Genomic DNA, 16,984 nt, shown 5'->3' on the forward strand with positions numbered 1-16,984 from the left:
CAGATCAAAGCTAGATATGAGAGGCCGGTTTACCGAGACCGGAAGGAAACACCATGACCGAGATGACACCCGTGACCGAAGCAACCGCCGCCACCGCCCCCGCCAAGAAGGCCGTCCCCGACGCGCAGACCGTGACGGAGGTCCGGCACTGGACCGACCGGCTGTTCTCCTTCCGCTGCACGCGCCCGGCCTCCCTGCGCTTCCGCTCCGGCGAATTCGTGATGATCGGCCTGATGCAGACCGACCCGAAGTCCGGCAAGGAAAAGCCGCTGCTGCGCGCCTATTCCATCGCCTCGCCGTCCTGGGACGAAGAGCTGGAGTTCTACTCGATCAAGGTGCCCGACGGCCCGCTGACCTCGAAGCTCCAGCACATCAAGCCGGGCGACGAGATCATCCTGCGGCCCAAGCCCGTGGGCACGCTGGTGCATGACGCGCTCCTGCCCGGCAAGCGGCTGTGGTTCTTCGCCACCGGCACCGGCTTTGCGCCCTTCGCCTCGCTCCTGCGCGAACCGCAGACCTACGAGGATTACGATGAGGTCATCATCACCCACACCTGCCGCGAGGCCGCCGAACTGCACTACGGCGCCGAGCTGATCGAGGGGCTGAAGACCGACGAACTCCTCAACGAGGTCATCGGCGAGGGTTTCTGGAAGAAGATCAAGTACTACCCGACCACCACCCGCGAAGAGTCGCCCAAGATGGGCCGGATCACCGACCTGATGCGCTCGGGCGAGGCCTTCCGCGACCTCGGGGTGGAGCCGATCAACCCGGAAACCGACCGCGCGATGATCTGCGGCAACCTCGCCTTCAACCTCGAACTGAAGGCCATGCTCGAAGAATACGGCCTGGAAGAGGGCGCCAACTCCGACCCGAAGCAATACGTGGTCGAAAAGGCCTTCCTCGACTGAAGGTCCCCCCTTTCTCCCTGACCAGCAACGCCGCGCAGCCCCCTGCGCGGCGTTTCGCGTTCCCGGGCCCCGCACCCGCGTCCGATCGTCGGCACCCGCAAACGAAAGGCGCCGCGCGGGGTCTCCGCACGGCGCCATGGCTGTCTTTGCCGTCCTGTGAGCGGGCTCAGAGGCCCAGAAGCGCCCGCACACGTTCCAGCAGCGGTTCCAGGACCTCCGGATCGGCGTCCTTCGCTTCTTCGATGACGCGGGTCGCGGTGCGCTTGGCCAGCCCGGTTACCTCGGCGGTCTCGATGTAGGCCACGACCTTGTCGTAGTCGAAACCTTCCACCGTCAGCAGTTCCTCGATGGTCGCCTCGTCCGTCGCCTCGCCGGTGCCCTCGCCCTCTGTCTCCGTGCCGGAGGCCGCATCGGCGGTCTCTTCGGCCACGGACCCGCCGGAGCCTTCGGCAGCCGCCGTTGCGGCGGCCACGGCCTCGCCCGCAGCTTCCGCCGCATCGGTCGCGGCCGCACCGGCTTCGGCTGCGGCATCCGCCGCGGCATCGGTGGCGTCCTTGACCACGACCATCGCGTCGCTCGCCGTCTCTTCGGTGACCGCCGCTGCGTCCTCGCCCGCTTCCTCTGCCGCGATCATCGCGTCCTCGGTCGCGGCCTCTGCGGTGGCCATCGCGTTGTCGGCGGCGGTGCTGGCTTCCTCTGCCGCCTCGGTCGCCGCATCGGCAGCCGCCTCGGCGGTTTCCGTCGCGGTCTCGGCCACGTCTTCGGATGTCTCCTCCGCCGCCGCTGCCGCCTGCTGGGTGGCTTCGGCCGCGACATCCGTCGCCTCGTCCGCTGCCGCACCGGCGGTGTCCGCCGTCTGGCGCGCCTCGTCGGTCAGCTCGACCGCATCGTCGGCGGCGGTCAGCGCGTCCTGCGCCGAGGATTCGGCGATCTCGGCCGCCGTCTCCGCCTCTTCCGCCACCTGCTGCGCGGTCTCCACCGCCGCATCGGTCGCTTCGCCCGCGGCTTCGGTGCTGTCCTGGGCGACCTCTGCCGCCGCATCCGCTGCCGCGTCCGCCGCCTGCTGCGCGGTCTCGGCAGCCTGCTCGGCCGCTTCCGCTGCCGTCTCGGCGGCGTCCGTGCCGGCCTCGGCCGCCATGTCCTGCGCCGCGTCCGAAGCTTCTGCCGCCGCATCCGCCGCAGCCTCGGCCGAGCTTGCCGCCGTCTGCGCCGCGTCCGCTGCCACTTCGGCGGCGTCGATGGCCTCGTTGGCGGCTGCCTCGGCGCCTTCGGTCGCGGCATCCGCTGCCGACTCGGCGGCCTGCTGGGCTGCCTCGACCGCGGTTTCCGCGGCACTCTCCGCAGCTTCCGCCGCTTCGTCCGCCGCGTTGGCCGCAGCCGCCGCGGCACCGGCCGCCGCAAGGGCCGCCGCGCCGACCACGGCCTTCGCCGCCTCGCCGGCCTCGTCCGCCGCGTCCTGCGCCGCGATCACCGCGTCGCCTGCCGCTTCCTCGGCCGCTGCAAGGGCCTCTTCCGCCACCGTGCCCATGGCCTCGACCGCCGCGGCGGCGTCCCCGGCTGCGGCGTCGGCGGCCTGTTCGGCCTCCGTCACGACCTCTTCGGTGGTCTCCGCCGCATCATCCGCGGCCTCTGCCACCGCGTCGCCCGCGGCCTCTGCCGTCTGCGACGCCGTGTCAGCCGCCGCTTCGGCGCTCTCGGTGACAGCCTCGGCTGTTGCCTGCACTTCGTCTCCCGGCCGTCCGGTGGCCCAGACGTAGGCCCCGACAGCGGCGATCGCGGCCACGACCGCAATGACCTGTTTTCCCATGGCAATGCCCCCCTCTTCATCCATCTCGCGTGCCGGACGCCGCTGGGCGCCCATCCCAGAAGTGCCGCCGCGATGCAGCATCCGCAAGCGAAATCGGTGTGGAAACCGCGCTTTGGCCCTTATTTGCCGCTTGAAAGGCTGCCCGCTCAGGTTTACCTTCCCGCCCTGACGCGAAAATCCAAAAGGAGCATTCCAATAGCCCGTCGACCGCACAATGCGCCCCCTACGCGCGACACCGGACCTCGTATCAACGACCGCATCCGGGCCCCTGAAATCCGCCTCATCGGGGCGGAGGGCGAAAACGTCGGAGTCGTCACGCCGCAGCGCGCCATGGAAATGGCAGAGCGCGCCGGACTGGATCTTGTCGAGATCTCCCCGAACGCCACGCCGCCCGTCTGCAAGATCATGGACTTCGGCAAGTTCAAGTACGAACAGCAGAAGCGTGAGTCCGAGGCGCGCAAGAAGCAGAAGATCATCGAGGTCAAGGAGGTCAAGTTCCGTCCCGGCACCGACATCCACGACTACGAAGTCAAGATGCGCAACGTCGTGAAATTCCTGGAAAAAGGCGACAAGGTGAAGGTCACCCTGCGCTTCCGTGGCCGCGAGATGGCACACCAGAACCTTGGTCGGGAACTGCTGGAACGCGTGGCAGAGGACGTCAAGGAAATCGGCAAGGTCGAGAACATGCCGAAGATGGAAGGCCGCCAGATGGTCATGATGATCGGCCCCGCTCCGGCGAAATAAGCGACCCCGCAAAGACGCTCACGGCCCGCCCATACGGCGGGCCTTTTGCGTTCCGGGACACCACTATGCCCCCGGCGAACAGTCCCGCACAGTCAGGGCATGAATTGCCCGCGCAGCCACCCCGATCCGGCCTTACAACCCCGGGTAGGCAATTTTTTCGGAACATTCCCGCCAAAACCGTCGTTGCCCTAAGGTAGCAAGCCGCAAAAGGGGGACATGTCTTGCATGCTTTGGCAGAGAAACTGCGACTGAAAACAGATCCTACGATTTTCTTCATTTCCGCCGCTTTCACACTTTTCTTCGTTCTGGCCCTGGTGATCTTTCCCGATCCCATCGAAGAGGCCTTCGCCGCGGGCCGCGCCTGGATCGTCACCAACCTCGGATGGTTCTTCATCCTCGGCGTCAACGTCTGGCTGGGCTTCCTGATCTGGGTCGCCGCCTCCCGCCATGGCCACATCCGCCTCGGCCGCAAGGGCTCCCGCCCCGAGTATTCCAACCTCAGCTGGTTCACGATGCTCTTCGCCGGGGGCATCGGCACGGTCCTGATGTTCTGGGGCGTGGCCGAACCGATCTCGCATTTCGCCACTCCACCCCTGCCGGGGGTCGAACCCTACAGCCAGGACGCCGCGCAGGACGCCATCTCCATAGCGATCTACCACCTCGGCCTGCACACCTGGGCGATCTTCACCCTGCCCGGCCTCGCCTTCGCCTATTTCATCAACCGCTACGAGCTGCCCGTCCGCGTCAGCTCCGTCTTCTACCCGCTCCTGCGCGAGGGCATCCACGGCCCCATCGGCAAGGCCATCGACATCACCGCGATCCTCGGCACGCTCTTCGGCGTGGCGGTCTCGCTGGGTCTCGGCTCCAGCCAGATCGCCGCCGGTCTGAACGCGCTCTACGGCACCGGGGACGGCGCGACCGTGCAGGTGCTGATCCTCGCCGTACTGACCGCCGTGGCCGTGACCTCCATCGTCGTGGGCCTCGACAAGGGGGTGAAACTCCTGTCGAACCTCAACATCGGCATGGCCGTGGCGCTGATGTTCTTCGTGCTGGCCTTCGGCTCCACGCTGTTCCTGCTGCGCGGCATCGTCGAGACGGCAGGCCTTTACCTCTCCAACCTGCCGCGCCTCGCCTTCTGGAACGACATGCTGGCAGACACCAACCCCGACAACGGGGACTGGGGCTGGCAGGGCGGCTGGACGGTGTTCTACTGGGCCTGGACCGTCACATGGTCGCCCTTCATCGGCCTCTTCGTGGCACGCATCTCGCGCGGGCGGACGATCCGCGAGTTCGTCTTCGGCGTGCTCATGGCGCCCTCGCTCTTCACCCTGATCTGGTTCGCGATCTTCGGCTGGCAGGCGATGGAGTTCGACGGCATCGGCGCGGCAGCACGCGCGTCCCTGGGCGACCAGGCAGGCCAGATCTCTGCGGCGGTGGCCGACAGCGTACCGCTCGCGATGTTCGCCTTCCTCGAACACTTCCCGCTGACCGCCTTCATCCAGGGCTTTGCCGTGGTGATCGTGGCGATCTTCTTCGCCACCTCCTCGGACTCCGCCTCGCTGGTGGTGGACATGCTCTGCACCGGCTCGCCCACGCCCGGCCCCGTGCACCAGCGCGTGTTCTGGGGCGTGGCCGAAGGCCTCGTGGCCGCGATGCTCATCATTCTCGCGGGCGAAGCCGGGCTCTCGGCGCTGCAACAGGTGATCACCGTGGTCGGCCTGCCGATCTTCATACTGGTCAGCATGATGATCCCCTCGCTGGTGCGCGGCCTAGCGCAGGAGGACATCGACCACATCACCATCGGCACCCGCCCCGCGCTGGAGGACTTCCACCGCGACAAGGCCGAAACCCCGGCAGAGTAACGCCAGAAACGCACCGGGCGCCGCCAGAGGACAGGCGGCGCCCGGTCACATTCTCAAAAGCGCAAACGCCGAACGCGCCAGCCGACCCCGCCGGGAAGCCACGGCACAGCCCGCTCCTCACGCTTCGCGCAGGCGGCCCCTCACCGGGATCTCCTTCAGCAGGCCGCCGACGCCCATCCGGGCCACGTCGCCGGGGCGCAGTTCGACACCGCACAGGAGCCGCTCCAGCACCCAGTCCGCACCGTTCAGCGCGGGCGAGCGGGCGCAGCCCGGCAGGCCGATCACAGGCCGTTCGCCAAGCCGCCCGTAGAACAGCAGGTTCCCCGGATCGACCGGCATCCCGAAATGCGTGACCTCGCCCCCGGCGGCGCGCAGCGCCTCCGGTGCCACGTCCCGCGCGTCGGAAGTGGCAGAGCCGGTCAGGATCAGCACCGCCGCCGCATCCGTGGCGCGGATCGCCTCTGCCAAGGCGTCGATCCGGTGCGGCACCACCTGCTTCTCGCCCAGCCGGACGCCCAGCCGGTCCAGCCGCTCTGCCGTCACAGCCTGCCCCTTGTCGCCACTTTCGTCCGCGGTCACGGCGGTCTGGATCAGCTTGGCGGTGTCATGCACCACCCGACGCAGCCGCAGCGCGCCCTGGCCCGCGTGGCAGGCGGCCTCCAGCGCCGCGGCAGGCACCGCGTAGGATATGATCTTGACCGTCGCCACCATGCTCCGCGGTCCGACCCGCTGCCACTCCGGCACCGTCGCCACGGTGATCATCGGATCGACGGCGTTCAGCGCGTGGATGCGGTCGGCCAGCACCTCGACGACGCCCGGCGCCTCCGCGTGGATGTTCACCCGGCCCGTGGCCGCCCGGCCAAGGCGCAGGCCCGCGCGCTCCGGATCGGGCACCAGCGCCTGTGCCAGCCGCTCCGCCGCCGCGTCCTCCGACATGTCGTCCGGGTCGAGCCGCGCCGCCAGCACCTCCGAGAACCCCTCGGCCTTCAGCGCCGCGATATCCTCTGCGCCCAGCACGGTGCCCTTCTTCAGCCGCCGTCCCCCGGCAGGCTGGGAGTTGGCAAGCACCGCCCCCTCCGCCTCGTCCAGCGACAGCGGCCCGAACCTCATGCGCCCTTCCTCAGGACCCGCGTCATCTCGGCGATGACCGAGACGGCGATCTCCGCCGGTCCCGCCGCGCCGATGTCCAGACCTATGGGCCCGTGGATGCGGGCGATCTGCTCCTCGGAAAAGCCCTGCGCCTCCAGCCGGGTGATCCGCTTGCCGTGGGTCCGCGTCGACCCCAGCGCGCCGATGTAGAAACATTTCGACGCCAGCGCCTTCTCCAGCGCCGGATCGTCCAGCTTCGGATCGTGGGTCAGCAACACCAGCGCCGTGCGCCCGTCTAGGCCAAGCGCCTCCACCGCCTCGTCCGGCCAGTCGTTCAGGATGCGTTCGCCGGGAAAGCGCGCCTCCGACCCGAAGGTCTCGCGCGGGTCGATGATGATCGGATCGTAGCCCGCGATGCGCGCCATCGGCACCAGCGCCTGCGCGATATGCACCGCGCCCACCACGATCAGCCGCAAGGGCGGGTTGTGGATCGCCACGAAGGTGCGGCCGTCCTCCTCGAAGCCCGAGCGGTCCATGCGGAACCGCGTCTCGTAGCCCTCGCGCACCACCTCGCGCCGCCCGGTTTCCAGGTCGACCACGTAGGCCACAGGCTCGCGGGCCGCGCGCGCGGCGCAAAGCTCGGTCAGCAGCCCTTCGGGCATGACCTTGCCCACCGGCTCGACCAGCACGCGGATCGTGCCGCCGCAGGCCAGCCCCACGGCAAAGGCGTCGCCGTCCGAGACCCCGAACTCCAGCTCGCGGGCGTCGCCGTCCTCAAGCGCCTCCAGCGCCTCCACGATGACCGCGCCCTCGACGCAGCCGCCGGAAACCGATCCCTCGATCAGCCCCTCGCCCGAGATCGCCAGTTGCGACCCCACGCGCCGCGGGGCAGAGCCCCATGTCTCCACGACCGTGGCAAGGACCGCGCCCTTGCCCGCGCGGTGCCACGCCAGCGCCTGCTCCGGAATTCCGTCGATGCGTTCCATTCAGACCCCCTTCTTCCCTGCCGGGACCTTAATCCGCCTGTCGCAAGACGGCCACAGGACAAACGTCGGTCGGACGGGCGGGAATTTCCAGTCATGGGGACCCGGAATTTTCGCGGCAGGCCCGCCGGGACGGCCCGGGTGCCCCGTCTCAGGACAGCGCGGTCACGTCGTAACCGTAGAGCCAGTCGAACTGGTTCAGCATCCGCGCGGGCGCCAGCCGACCGGCAACCCCCAGACCCAGATGCGCCACGCCGCGCACCAGCGGGTTGCTCAGGTGGTACTTCCACGCGTTGCCATTGGCCGCCGCGATCACCCGGCTCACCCGGTCCCGGCGCCACTCCTGATACAGGTCGAGCCGCGGCCCGCCCTCGCGCATCGCCGCCGCGGCCAGCGCCCAGGCATCCTCCAGCGCCATGTTCGCGCCCTGCGCAAGGAACGGCAGCGTCGGATGCGCCGCGTCGCCCACCAGCGCCACGCCCTCCGCATGCCAGCGCCGCGCCACCGGATGCCGGAACAACCCCCAGAGGCCGGGCGTCGCGACCCCATCCAGCAAGGCAGGCACCATGCCCCCGAAGCCCGCAAAGGCCCGGCGCAAGTTCGCGGGGTCGTCGGTGTGGCTCCAGCCCTCCTCGACCCAGCCGCTGCGCTCCTCGACCGCCACGAGGTTCACCATCGTCCCGCCGCGCAGCGGATAGCTGACCATGTGCCGCCCCGGACCCATGTGGACCCGCGCCTCTGCCGGGTGGTCGACCACGTTCGGCACCACGGCGCGCCACGCCACCTGCCCGGTAAAGAACGGCTCCGCCGCGCCGTTGAGCGCCGGCCGCGCGACCGAATGCAGCCCGTCCGCCGCCACCACCAGCGGCGCCGTCACCTCGTCGCCGTTGCACATCACCACGCGCGCCATCGGGCCCGGCACCACCTTGCGGACCTTCTGCAAGAGCCGGATCGCCACGCCCCGTTCGCGCGTGGCCCGCGCCAGCAGTTCGATCAGGTCGGCGCGGTGCACGAAACGGTAGGACTGCGCATCGCCCAGCCGCATGAGGTCCAGCCGCGTGACCTCGCGGCCCTCGCGGTAATCGCGCAGGCTGACCGCCTGCCCCCGCACGCTGATCTCGCGGAAGGCCGCGCCCAGACCCAGCGCCTCCAGCACGCGCAGACCGTTGGGGCTGACCTGGATACCGGCGCCGACCTCGCGGATCGCCTCCGCCTGCTCCAGCACGGTCACCTCGGCGCCCCGTGCCGCAAGGCACAGCGCCGCGGCCAGACCGCCGATGCCGCCGCCGACCACAACCACCGATCGCTTGCCCGAAGCCCCCACAGCGATTGTCCTTCCGTCCGTTCAAAGAAAAGCGCCGGGGACGGGCCCCGGCGCACTCGTTCAGGTCACGGTCCGTTCCGCGCTCCGGACCCATCCGCCTGGCGGAGGCCCGGCCGGACAGGGGCCGGCGTTCACCGCCCCCCGCGGACCGTCATTCGGTGCCGGCCCGGCAAGGACCGGCGCTGCCCCACCCGAAGGGGCTCAGTCGTCGCGATGCACCTTCTCGCGCCGCTCGTGCCGTTCCTGCGCCTCGAGGCTCATCGTCGCGATCGGACGCGCGTCCAGCCGCTTGAGCGAGATCGGCTCGCCGGTCACTTCGCAGTAGCCGTACTCGCCCTCGTCGATCCGCCGCAGTGCCGCGTCGATCTTGTTGACCAGCTTGCGCTGACGATCCCGGGTCCGCAGTTCGATCGCGCGGTCGGTTTCCTCGCTCGCGCGGTCGGTGACATCGGGAATGTTGCGCGTCCCTTCCTGCAGTGCCTCGATGGTGTCGCGGCTGTCGGCAAGAAGCTCGGCTTTCCAGTTCAGAAGCTTGCGGCGGAAGTACTCCGTCTGCCGCTCGTTCATGAAAGGTTCATCTTCGGCGGGACGATAGTCCTCGGGTAGAAAGGTTTCAGGTTTCATTTCCGCTCCCTCATCAACGCCAATATCTGTCATTTTGAAATTCCTAAGATATCTGGCACCCCTGCGGGCAGCACTTAAACAAAACAACGCGCCTTGTCACTACACAATAGCGGGTCCGGAACCGGGTTTTGGCGCCTCTTGTGCAACGAAAAGTGACCGTGCCCGATGTCTGCGCAGCCGGTCCCGAACGACTCCCCGTGACGCAAGGTTATCCACAGGATTTGACTTGACGCGGCGCGGATCCGCCCCTCCGGAACATGCATCCGAAACCCCTCGATCGGCACCCTCCGGAGACTCGGCAAACCCCTCTCCGCCGCGCCCCGACCGGCAGGGCCACAGCCCGTCCACGGCACCGATCCCCGCCTCCGGATCGCCCCTGCCACACCCGCGAATGCCCCGCCGCGCTGCACCTGCGGCAAGGCCCGGCCCGGGGTCCGGCCACCCGCAGCCGCCCGCGATACGCGCAGGGATCGGGCAGTTGCGCCGCCGCCCGCCCGGCGTGGCCAGCGCATCGCTTGCACCCGCCCGATACCGCCTGTACCCCTTCTGCGACCGATCCGGAGGACCCCCATGCGCTTTGACGGCACCGACGCCTACGTCGCCACAGACGACCTCACCATGGCCGTGAACGCTGCCATCACCCTCGAACGTCCGCTGCTGGTGAAGGGCGAGCCGGGCACCGGCAAGACCGAGCTGGCCCGCCAGGTCGCCGAGGCGCTGAACCTCCCGATGATCGAGTGGAACATCAAGTCCACCACCCGCGCCCAGCAGGGGCTTTACGAATACGACGCCGTCAGCCGCCTGCGCGACAGCCAGCTCGGCGACGAGCGGGTGCACGACGTGGCGAACTACATCAAGAAGGGCAAGCTCTGGCAGGCCTTCTCCGCGAAGGAAAAGACCGTCCTGCTGATCGACGAGATCGACAAGGCCGACATCGAGTTCCCGAACGACCTGCTGCAGGAACTCGACCGGATGGAATTCCACGTCTACGAGACCGGAGAGACGATCCGCGCCGAAACCCGGCCCATCGTCATCATCACCTCGAACAACGAGAAGGAGCTGCCCGACGCCTTCCTGCGCCGCTGCTTCTTCCACTACATCCGCTTTCCCGATCCCGAGACCCTGCGCGCCATCGTCCGCGTGCACTTCCCCGACATCAAGGACCAGCTCCTGACCGTGGCGCTGACGCAGTTCTTCGAACTCCGCGACCAGCCCGGCCTGAAGAAGAAGCCCTCCACCTCCGAGGTGCTCGACTGGCTGAAACTGCTCCTGGCCGAGGACCTCTCCCCCGAGGACCTGAAACGCGACAGCGCCTCCGCCCTGCCGAAGCTGCACGGCGCGCTCCTGAAGAACGAACAGGACGTCCACCTCTTCGAACGCCTGGCCTTCATGGCCCGGCGCGACAGGTAGGCCCTCCGCCGACAGGCTGCGCCCCATCCGGGGGGCGCGCCGTCCTTCAGTCCAGGTCCTTGCGCATCGTCGCCATGCCGCCCCGGCGCGAAAGCTCCTCGAAGCCCGCCGCCTCGTAGACGCGCAGCGCCGCCGGGTTGTCCAGCTCGCACTTCAGCGTGATCGTCAGCGCGCCCAGGTCGCGGGCGGCGTCCTCGATCCAGCGGGCCATCAGGTGGCCGGTGCCACCGCGCATCTCCTCGGCCACGAAGACATAGGTCAGGTGGCGCACCTCCGGGCCGACACCGACGCGGAGCGCGAAGAAGCCCACTTCGCGCCCCTCCCCGTCCACGAGGTAGAAACTTTCGTCGTCGAGTTCCTGCAGCCACTTCTGATGCCATTCATCGGCATCGAAGGGGTGGCGGGCGCTGGGATTGACCAGCGCGAGGTCGCCGGGATCGGCGAGCAGTCCCGCAAGCGGTGCAAGATCGCGCCCGGTGTTGCGGCGCAGGCTGAGGTCGGTCATGGCGTCTCCTTTCGGGGGCGTCTTCCTGTCGGGCGCCGAAAGGCGCGGCTCGGGATCCGGGGCAGTGCGCGCGCCCGAATGACTGTCGCGCGCGTCCAAACATGCCACGGCCCGGGGTTCAACCGCCCGACCCGGAAAAATCCGGATCTCAAGGGCAAGGGCGGGCGCCCGACGGCCCCAAAGCCCTGCACAAAGCCCGACCTCAGCAGGCGATGTCGCGCGCGAGCTGGCGGCGTCTGCGGCCGGAGGTGATCTGGCGCGTCAGGATGTCCTCTGATCGGAAGCGCAGCGCGCCGTTCTCGCGCGTGATGTCGTAGCGCTTGTGCCCGCCCAGAAGCCGGTGCGCCTACTGCGCGGCCACCACCACGGTGATCTCGACCGAATGGCAGGTGGTCAGGCTGATGTCCTCGCCCATGCGCATCGCGGCCCGGTCGACGATGTTGTGAAAGCTGCCGATGTCCATGGCCTCGCCCCCCGCCAGCGGCCCCTGGTTGGTGCGTTCGCGGAAGTCGCCGCCCAGCGGGCCGTCCTCTTCCAGCACGTCCGTCACCAGCGCCTCGCGGGCGTCGCCGTCGCAGTCGAGGTCGACCTTCACGCCGAGGATATAGACCGTGTCCGCCCCCATGTTGGTGACGATGCAGCGCGCGTCCTCGTTCTGGCCCGCAGCCATGTCGATGTGGATCACCGCCCGGTTCGACCGCCGGATGCTGGTCAGGAAAAGCTGCAGGTAGGCCAGCCAGACCAGCAGCATGGCGGCGTTGAGCGCCACCGACAGCGCCGCCGCGTTATCAAGGATCCATGTCCACATCCCGCCTCCGTCTTTGCCCGGTGTCATCTGGTGCCTTGCCCGCCCAACACGGGCGCCGGGCTTGCGTTCCATCCCGTCCGTCGCGCGCACTTGCAGCCCCCGGCGGTCCATGCTCTGTCAGCCGTCATGCTGCACGTCCTGACACATGACATCCTGCCGGTCTTCGCGATGCTGGCGCTGGGGTTCCTCCTCGGGCGGATCTCCTTCGTGTCGAAGGCCGAGGCCACGACCGCCAACCGCATCGCCTTCATGGTCATGCAGCCGCCGCTGATCATGCCGCTGATCGCCGGTCTGGACTGGTCCGCCTTCCGCGCCGACGTGCTGGGGGTCTATGCCCTCTGCCAGGTCGGGCTGTTCACCGCCGCCTACCTCGTGATGCGCCGCGTCTTCCGCCGCGAACCGCTGGAAAGCTGGCTGCTCGCGATGGCGACGATCTTCGTGAACACGCTCCTTTATATCTGGCCGATCTCCTTCCTGATCTACGGCGAGGCCGCCGCCCTCCCCGTCACCGCCATCGTGGCCTGGGACAGCGCAGTGTCCTTCTCGTTCTTCATCGTCACCGCCGACCTGATCGCGGGTCGGGCGCCCGGCGCGCCGCCCGCATGGCAGCGGCTGGCGATGAACCCGGTGCTGATGGCGATCCTGCTGGGCCTCGTGCTGAACCTCGCCGCGATCCCCCTGCCCGAACCGCTGCTGACCGCCATGCACTTCGCCGGTCAGGCCGCGGCGCCGCTGACGCTCTTTGCGCTCGGCGTGATCCTCTCGGGGCATTCGCTGCGCGTCTCGCCGGTGATCGCCACAAGCGCGGGGATGAAGCTCATCGCCTTCCCGGCGCTGGTCTGGGCGGCGCTGTCCCTGCTGGAGCCGCCCGAGACCTGGCACGACCTCTTCACCCTGACCGCCGCCGGACCTTCCGGCGCCATGGCCTTTTCGCTGGCGCTCCTCCATGGCGTGCGCACCGACGCCATCGCGCCGGTCATCGTCTGGACCTCCACGCTCTCGCTGATCTCGCTGGCCTGGCTGGCCTGAGCCCGCCCGCCGCAAGACCCGGACGTCCCCGGAACCACCCGGAACGAACTGCGGCGCGTATCCGGCAGCGCCTCAATACCGCCATTGTCCGACCCTCTGTTTACCCCCCATTAACAATGGTTGACGAAATCCCTGTTGCCCAACTGCACAGTGCAACCATTTGAAACGAATAAACATAATTCAAAAAATCCCGCGAACGGGAAAATTTCATTACCACTTTGTTAATCGTCTGGGCACAAATCCCGGTTTTGCCCTATAGTATTCACCAAGAGGACAGAAAAACCTCGGATGGTTCAACAATCCGAGCAACCAAAAAGCAGGCAGGCTTACATAGTGTCCCACGATACGGCTCTGACCGTGCGCGCATTGCGTGCGGAGGATGAACCGGCTTGGCGTGAACTCTGGACGGCGTACCTCGCCTTCTACGAGAGCACCGTGACCGAGCAGGTCTACGCCTCCACCTTTGCGCGCCTCCTCGGCGACGACCCGCGCGACTTCCGCGCGCTGGTCGCCGAACACGACGGCCGCCTCGTGGGCCTGACGCACTACCTGTTCCACCGCCACGGCTGGAAGATAGAGGACGTCTGCTACCTGCAGGACCTCTACGCCGTGCCGGACATGCGCGGCAAGGGTGTCGGCCGCGCGCTGATCGAGGCGGTCTATGCCGCCGCCGACAGCTACGGTGCGCCCTCCGTCTACTGGTTGACTCAGGAGTTCAACGAAACCGCCCGCGTCCTCTATGACCGGATCGGCGTCGTCACCCCGTTCATCAAGTACCAGAGGCCGTAATGCGCAAAGCACGTCGTTACCTGCTCCCGCTGTACCTGTTGCTGGGCGCCTGCATGCCTGTCGCCTCGAACGACACCGCCTCGCGTGCCGCATCCGCCGTCGAATCCAGCGCCTCGCTGCCGCCGATGAAAAGCTTCTCGGTGCCGCGCCCCTCGGCCCCCGCGGCGTCGAACACCGACCTCGCCCGCGACTTCCTCGACCTGTCGTTCGCGCTGGAATCCGGCCGCCCGCTCACCACCTTCACCCGCTTCGAAGGGCCGATCACCGTGCGTGTCACCGGGCAGGCGCCGGTCTCGCTCGGCCCCGATCTCAGCCGGCTGCTGCACCGCCTGCGGACCGAGGCCGGGATCAACGTCTCGCAGGTCGGCGCGTCCAACGCCAACATCACCATCCAGGCCGTGACGCGCGACGACATCCGCAAGGCCCTGCCCTCCGCCGCCTGCTTCGTGGTGCCGAACGTCTCGTCGCTGGCGGAATACAAGGGCGCGCGCAACACCCGCCAGACAAGCTGGTCGCAGCTCAAGTCGCGCGACCGCCTCGCCATCTTCATCCCCGCCGACAGCGCGCCGCAGGAAATCCGCGACTGCCTGCACGAGGAACTGGCCCAGGCCCTCGGCCCGCTCAACGACCTCTACCGCCTGCCCGACAGCGTGTTCAACGACGACAACGTGCACACCGTCCTGACCGGTTACGACATGACGATCCTGCGCGCCTACTACGACCCGTCGCTGCGCACCGGCATGAGCCGGAACGACGTCGCCGACCGCCTGCCCGCGATCTTCGCCCGCATCAACCCGCGCGGCCAGAACGGCGCGCCGCAGCGACTGTCGAAAACGCCCCGCGTCTGGATCGAGGCGGTGCAGACCGCGCTCGGGCCCGGCGCCAACCCCGCGCAGCGCCGCAACGCCGCCTCCGAGGCGCTGAAGGTCGCCACCGCCATGGGCTGGACCGACCACCGCCGCGCTTTCTCGCACTACGCCATGGGCCGGCTGCTGCAGTCCATCGACCCGGCCACGGCGCAGGACCACTTCGTGCTGGCGCAGCGCTACTTCGGCAACCGTCCCGACACCGCCCTGCACCGCGCCTACGTCGCCTCGCAACTTGCCGCCTACGCCATCAGTTCCGGCCGCGCCGACGATGCGCTCTACCTTCTGACGCCGCATCTCGACACCGCCGCACGTCATGAAAACGCCGCCCTGCTCGCGACGCTCATGATGCTGCGCGCGGAGGCGCTGGACCTCGCCGGCCGCCCGACAGAGGCCCGCGCCGTCCGGCTGGACTCCCTGGGCTGGGCGCGGTACGGGTTCGGCGCTGATTGGGCCGTGCGTGCGAAACTGCGCGAGGTCGGCTCCCTGAACCCGGCACGACGGAGACCCGGCTCACTATGATCGTCCTCATCGCGGCACTGGCCGGCGCAATCATCGGCGGGCTGAACGCGGCCCGCCTCAAGGGCAACAAGCTCGACGTCGTGCAGTATGCGACGATCTATGCCATCGCCTTCGCGCTGCTGGGCCTGATCCTGACCATCGTGATCGAGAAGCTCGCCGCCTGAGGGATCGCCGCCTGAGGAACCGCCCCCTGAGACGTCCCGGCCCGCAGCCCGGCCTGCTCCGTTAACCCTTTCCGACGCAACGTCACGGCGCCACCGGGGGCAAAGGTTACCAACCGGCCGTTTCGAGGGGTCGAACCGGCCGGTTCACCCCTTCCAGCGCGTCAATCTTCGTTGCGATCCGCTTCCGCACTTGTGTACCCCGCCGTTGCGCCCACCAGATGGGCGGATCGTCCGCCGCGTTAACCCTGCCGCGCGCACCGTTAACCGCGCTTGCGTTAACGGTCCTTGTTCCGCCTGCAGCGCGGGCCTACAAATCCCCCATGTTCGTTCCCTTCTACGAAGCCCTGCGCAAGGCCGGTGTCCCGGTCAGCCTCCGCGAGTACCTGACCTTCCTCGAAGGCATGTCCGCCGGTCTCGCCACCTATGACGTGGAGGCGTTCTACTATCTCGCCCGCACCGCCATGGTGAAGGACGAGCGGCACCTCGACCGTTTCGACCGCGCGTTCTCCCATGCTTTCAAGGGCTTGGAAGAGATCGGCGTCGAACAGGTGCTGCAGGCCGTGGACCTCCCCGACGACTGGCTGACCAAGCTGGCCGAGAAGCACCTGACCGAGGAACAGAAGGCCGAGATCGAGGCCATGGGCGGTTTCGACAAGCTGATGGAGACGCTGAAGAAGCGCCTCGAAGAGCAAAAGGGCCGGCACCAGGGCGGCTCCAAATGGGTCGGCACCGCCGGCACCTCGCCCTTCGGCGCCTATGGCTACAACCCCGAAGGCGTCCGGATCGGGCAAAGGGAATCGCGTCACCAGCGTGCGGTAAAGGTCTGGGACAAAAGGGAATTCCGCAACCTCGACGACGGGGTTGAGCTGGGCACGCGCAACATCAAGGTGGCGCTGAAACGGCTCCGCCGCTGGGTCCGAGAAGGCGCCCACGAAGAGCTCGACCTAGACGGCACCATCCGCGCCACGGCCCACAACGGCTACCTCGACGTGAAGACCCGTCCGGAACGGCACAACGCGGTGAAAGTCCTTTTGTTTCTGGACGTTGGCGGCAGCATGGACCCCCACATCAAGGTCGTGGAAGAGCTGTTCTCCGCCGCCCGGGCAGAGTTCAAGCACCTCGAACACTACTACTTCCACAACTGCCTTTATGACGGCGTCTGGCGCGACAACCGCCGCCGCTGGGACGCGCAGACCGCCACCTGGGACGTGCTGAACACCTACGGCCCTGATTACAAATGCATTTTCGTGGGCGACGCCAGCATGTCCCCCTACGAAATCTCGCATGCCGGAGGCGCCAACGAGCACTGGAATCAGGAGGCCGGGCACGTCTGGCTGCGCCGCGCCCGCGACCAGTGGCCGAACCACCTCTGGATCAACCCGGTGCCGCCAAGCCATTGGCAATACACGCGAAGCATCCACATGATCCGCGAGATCTTCGAGGATCGCATGGTACCGATGACGCTCGAGGGCCTGGACCGCGGCATGCGCTTCCTCGGCTGAGCCGCACGCGCCGCGCGCACCCCGGGAAAACCCATTCGGGTCGGCGCG

General features: G+C 68.1%; 16 protein-coding genes. 9 read left to right on the forward strand and 7 right to left on the reverse strand.

Translation table 11 applies throughout. The features are described from left to right. The first annotated feature begins 53 nt into the window (after positions 1–53). Positions 54–908, forward strand: a complete 855-nt coding sequence (locus QNI11_RS11645) for a ferredoxin--NADP reductase (RefSeq protein WP_283980246.1) — start codon at positions 54–56, stop codon at positions 906–908. 166 nt (positions 909–1,074) lie between these two features. Here the strand turns inward: QNI11_RS11645 and QNI11_RS11650 are convergent, their stop codons facing one another. Further along, a complete protein-coding gene (locus QNI11_RS11650) occupies positions 1,075–2,715 on the reverse strand; it encodes a hypothetical protein (protein ID WP_283980247.1) in 1,641 nt (546 codons plus the stop codon). 195 nt (positions 2,716–2,910) lie between these two features. Here QNI11_RS11650 and infC point away from each other — a divergent pair, with 195 nt between their 5' ends. Continuing rightward, a complete protein-coding gene (gene infC / locus QNI11_RS11655; RefSeq protein ID WP_100931047.1) occupies positions 2,911–3,459 on the forward strand; it encodes a translation initiation factor IF-3 in 549 nt (182 codons plus the stop codon). A gap of 221 nt (positions 3,460–3,680) precedes the next feature. Next, positions 3,681–5,321: a BCCT family transporter gene (locus QNI11_RS11660; protein WP_283980248.1), complete on the forward strand. Its 1,641-nt coding sequence runs from the start codon at positions 3,681–3,683 to the stop codon at positions 5,319–5,321. 117 nt (positions 5,322–5,438) lie between these two features. On the opposite strand, the gene QNI11_RS11665 is transcribed toward QNI11_RS11660, so the two are convergent. From QNI11_RS11665 to dksA, 4 genes are all read right to left on the reverse strand, one after another. Continuing rightward, positions 5,439–6,431, reverse strand: coding sequence for a molybdopterin-binding protein (locus QNI11_RS11665; protein WP_283980249.1), 993 nt, complete (start codon positions 6,429–6,431; stop codon positions 5,439–5,441). Beyond that, positions 6,428–7,396, reverse strand: coding sequence for an XdhC family protein (locus QNI11_RS11670; RefSeq protein WP_283980250.1), 969 nt, complete (start codon positions 7,394–7,396; stop codon positions 6,428–6,430). Before QNI11_RS11670 ends, QNI11_RS11665 begins: the two co-directional genes overlap by 4 nt. A 148-nt stretch (positions 7,397–7,544) precedes the next feature. Next, positions 7,545–8,717 (reverse strand): FAD-dependent monooxygenase, encoded by a 1,173-nt coding sequence (locus tag QNI11_RS11675; protein ID WP_283980251.1) that lies wholly within the window; start codon positions 8,715–8,717, stop codon positions 7,545–7,547. 201 nt (positions 8,718–8,918) lie between these two features. Continuing rightward, positions 8,919–9,341, reverse strand: a complete 423-nt coding sequence (dksA, locus tag QNI11_RS11680; RefSeq protein ID WP_100930320.1) for an RNA polymerase-binding protein DksA — start codon at positions 9,339–9,341, stop codon at positions 8,919–8,921. A gap of 570 nt (positions 9,342–9,911) precedes the next feature. Between dksA and QNI11_RS11685 the strand changes: the two genes are divergently transcribed. Beyond that, a complete protein-coding gene (locus tag QNI11_RS11685) occupies positions 9,912–10,751 on the forward strand; it encodes a MoxR family ATPase (protein ID WP_283980252.1) in 840 nt (279 codons plus the stop codon). Positions 10,752–10,797: 46 nt separating this feature from the next. Here the strand turns inward: QNI11_RS11685 and QNI11_RS11690 are convergent, their stop codons facing one another. Then, a complete protein-coding gene (locus QNI11_RS11690) occupies positions 10,798–11,256 on the reverse strand; it encodes a GNAT family N-acetyltransferase (RefSeq protein ID WP_283980253.1) in 459 nt (152 codons plus the stop codon). Between the two features lie 346 nt (positions 11,257–11,602). After that, on the reverse strand, positions 11,603–12,064 hold the full coding sequence (locus tag QNI11_RS11695; protein ID WP_283980254.1) for a hypothetical protein: 462 nt from the start codon (positions 12,062–12,064) through the stop codon (positions 11,603–11,605). A gap of 126 nt (positions 12,065–12,190) precedes the next feature. Here QNI11_RS11695 and QNI11_RS11700 point away from each other — a divergent pair, with 126 nt between their 5' ends. The 5 genes from QNI11_RS11700 (at position 12,191) to QNI11_RS11720 (ending at position 16,936) form a co-directional block, all read left to right on the forward strand. Beyond that, positions 12,191–13,093, forward strand: a complete 903-nt coding sequence (locus QNI11_RS11700; protein ID WP_283980255.1) for an AEC family transporter — start codon at positions 12,191–12,193, stop codon at positions 13,091–13,093. A 333-nt stretch (positions 13,094–13,426) separates the two neighbouring features. Next, complete coding sequence (locus QNI11_RS11705) at positions 13,427–13,882, forward strand: GNAT family N-acetyltransferase (protein WP_283980256.1); 456 nt, start codon at positions 13,427–13,429, stop codon at positions 13,880–13,882. Continuing rightward, positions 13,882–15,270 (forward strand): DUF2927 domain-containing protein, encoded by a 1,389-nt coding sequence (locus tag QNI11_RS11710; protein WP_283980257.1) that lies wholly within the window; start codon positions 13,882–13,884, stop codon positions 15,268–15,270. Before QNI11_RS11705 ends, QNI11_RS11710 begins: the two co-directional genes overlap by 1 nt. After that, on the forward strand, positions 15,267–15,434 hold the full coding sequence (locus tag QNI11_RS11715) for an apolipoprotein acyltransferase (RefSeq protein WP_100930313.1): 168 nt from the start codon (positions 15,267–15,269) through the stop codon (positions 15,432–15,434). Before QNI11_RS11710 ends, QNI11_RS11715 begins: the two co-directional genes overlap by 4 nt. Before the next feature lie 320 nt (positions 15,435–15,754). Beyond that, positions 15,755–16,936: a VWA domain-containing protein gene (locus QNI11_RS11720; protein ID WP_100930312.1), complete on the forward strand. Its 1,182-nt coding sequence runs from the start codon at positions 15,755–15,757 to the stop codon at positions 16,934–16,936. Positions 16,937–16,984 lie beyond the last annotated feature (48 nt).

The sequence above is a fragment of the Sagittula sp. MA-2 genome (genome assembly GCF_030126985.1).
Lineage (GTDB): Bacteria > Pseudomonadota > Alphaproteobacteria > Rhodobacterales > Rhodobacteraceae > Sagittula.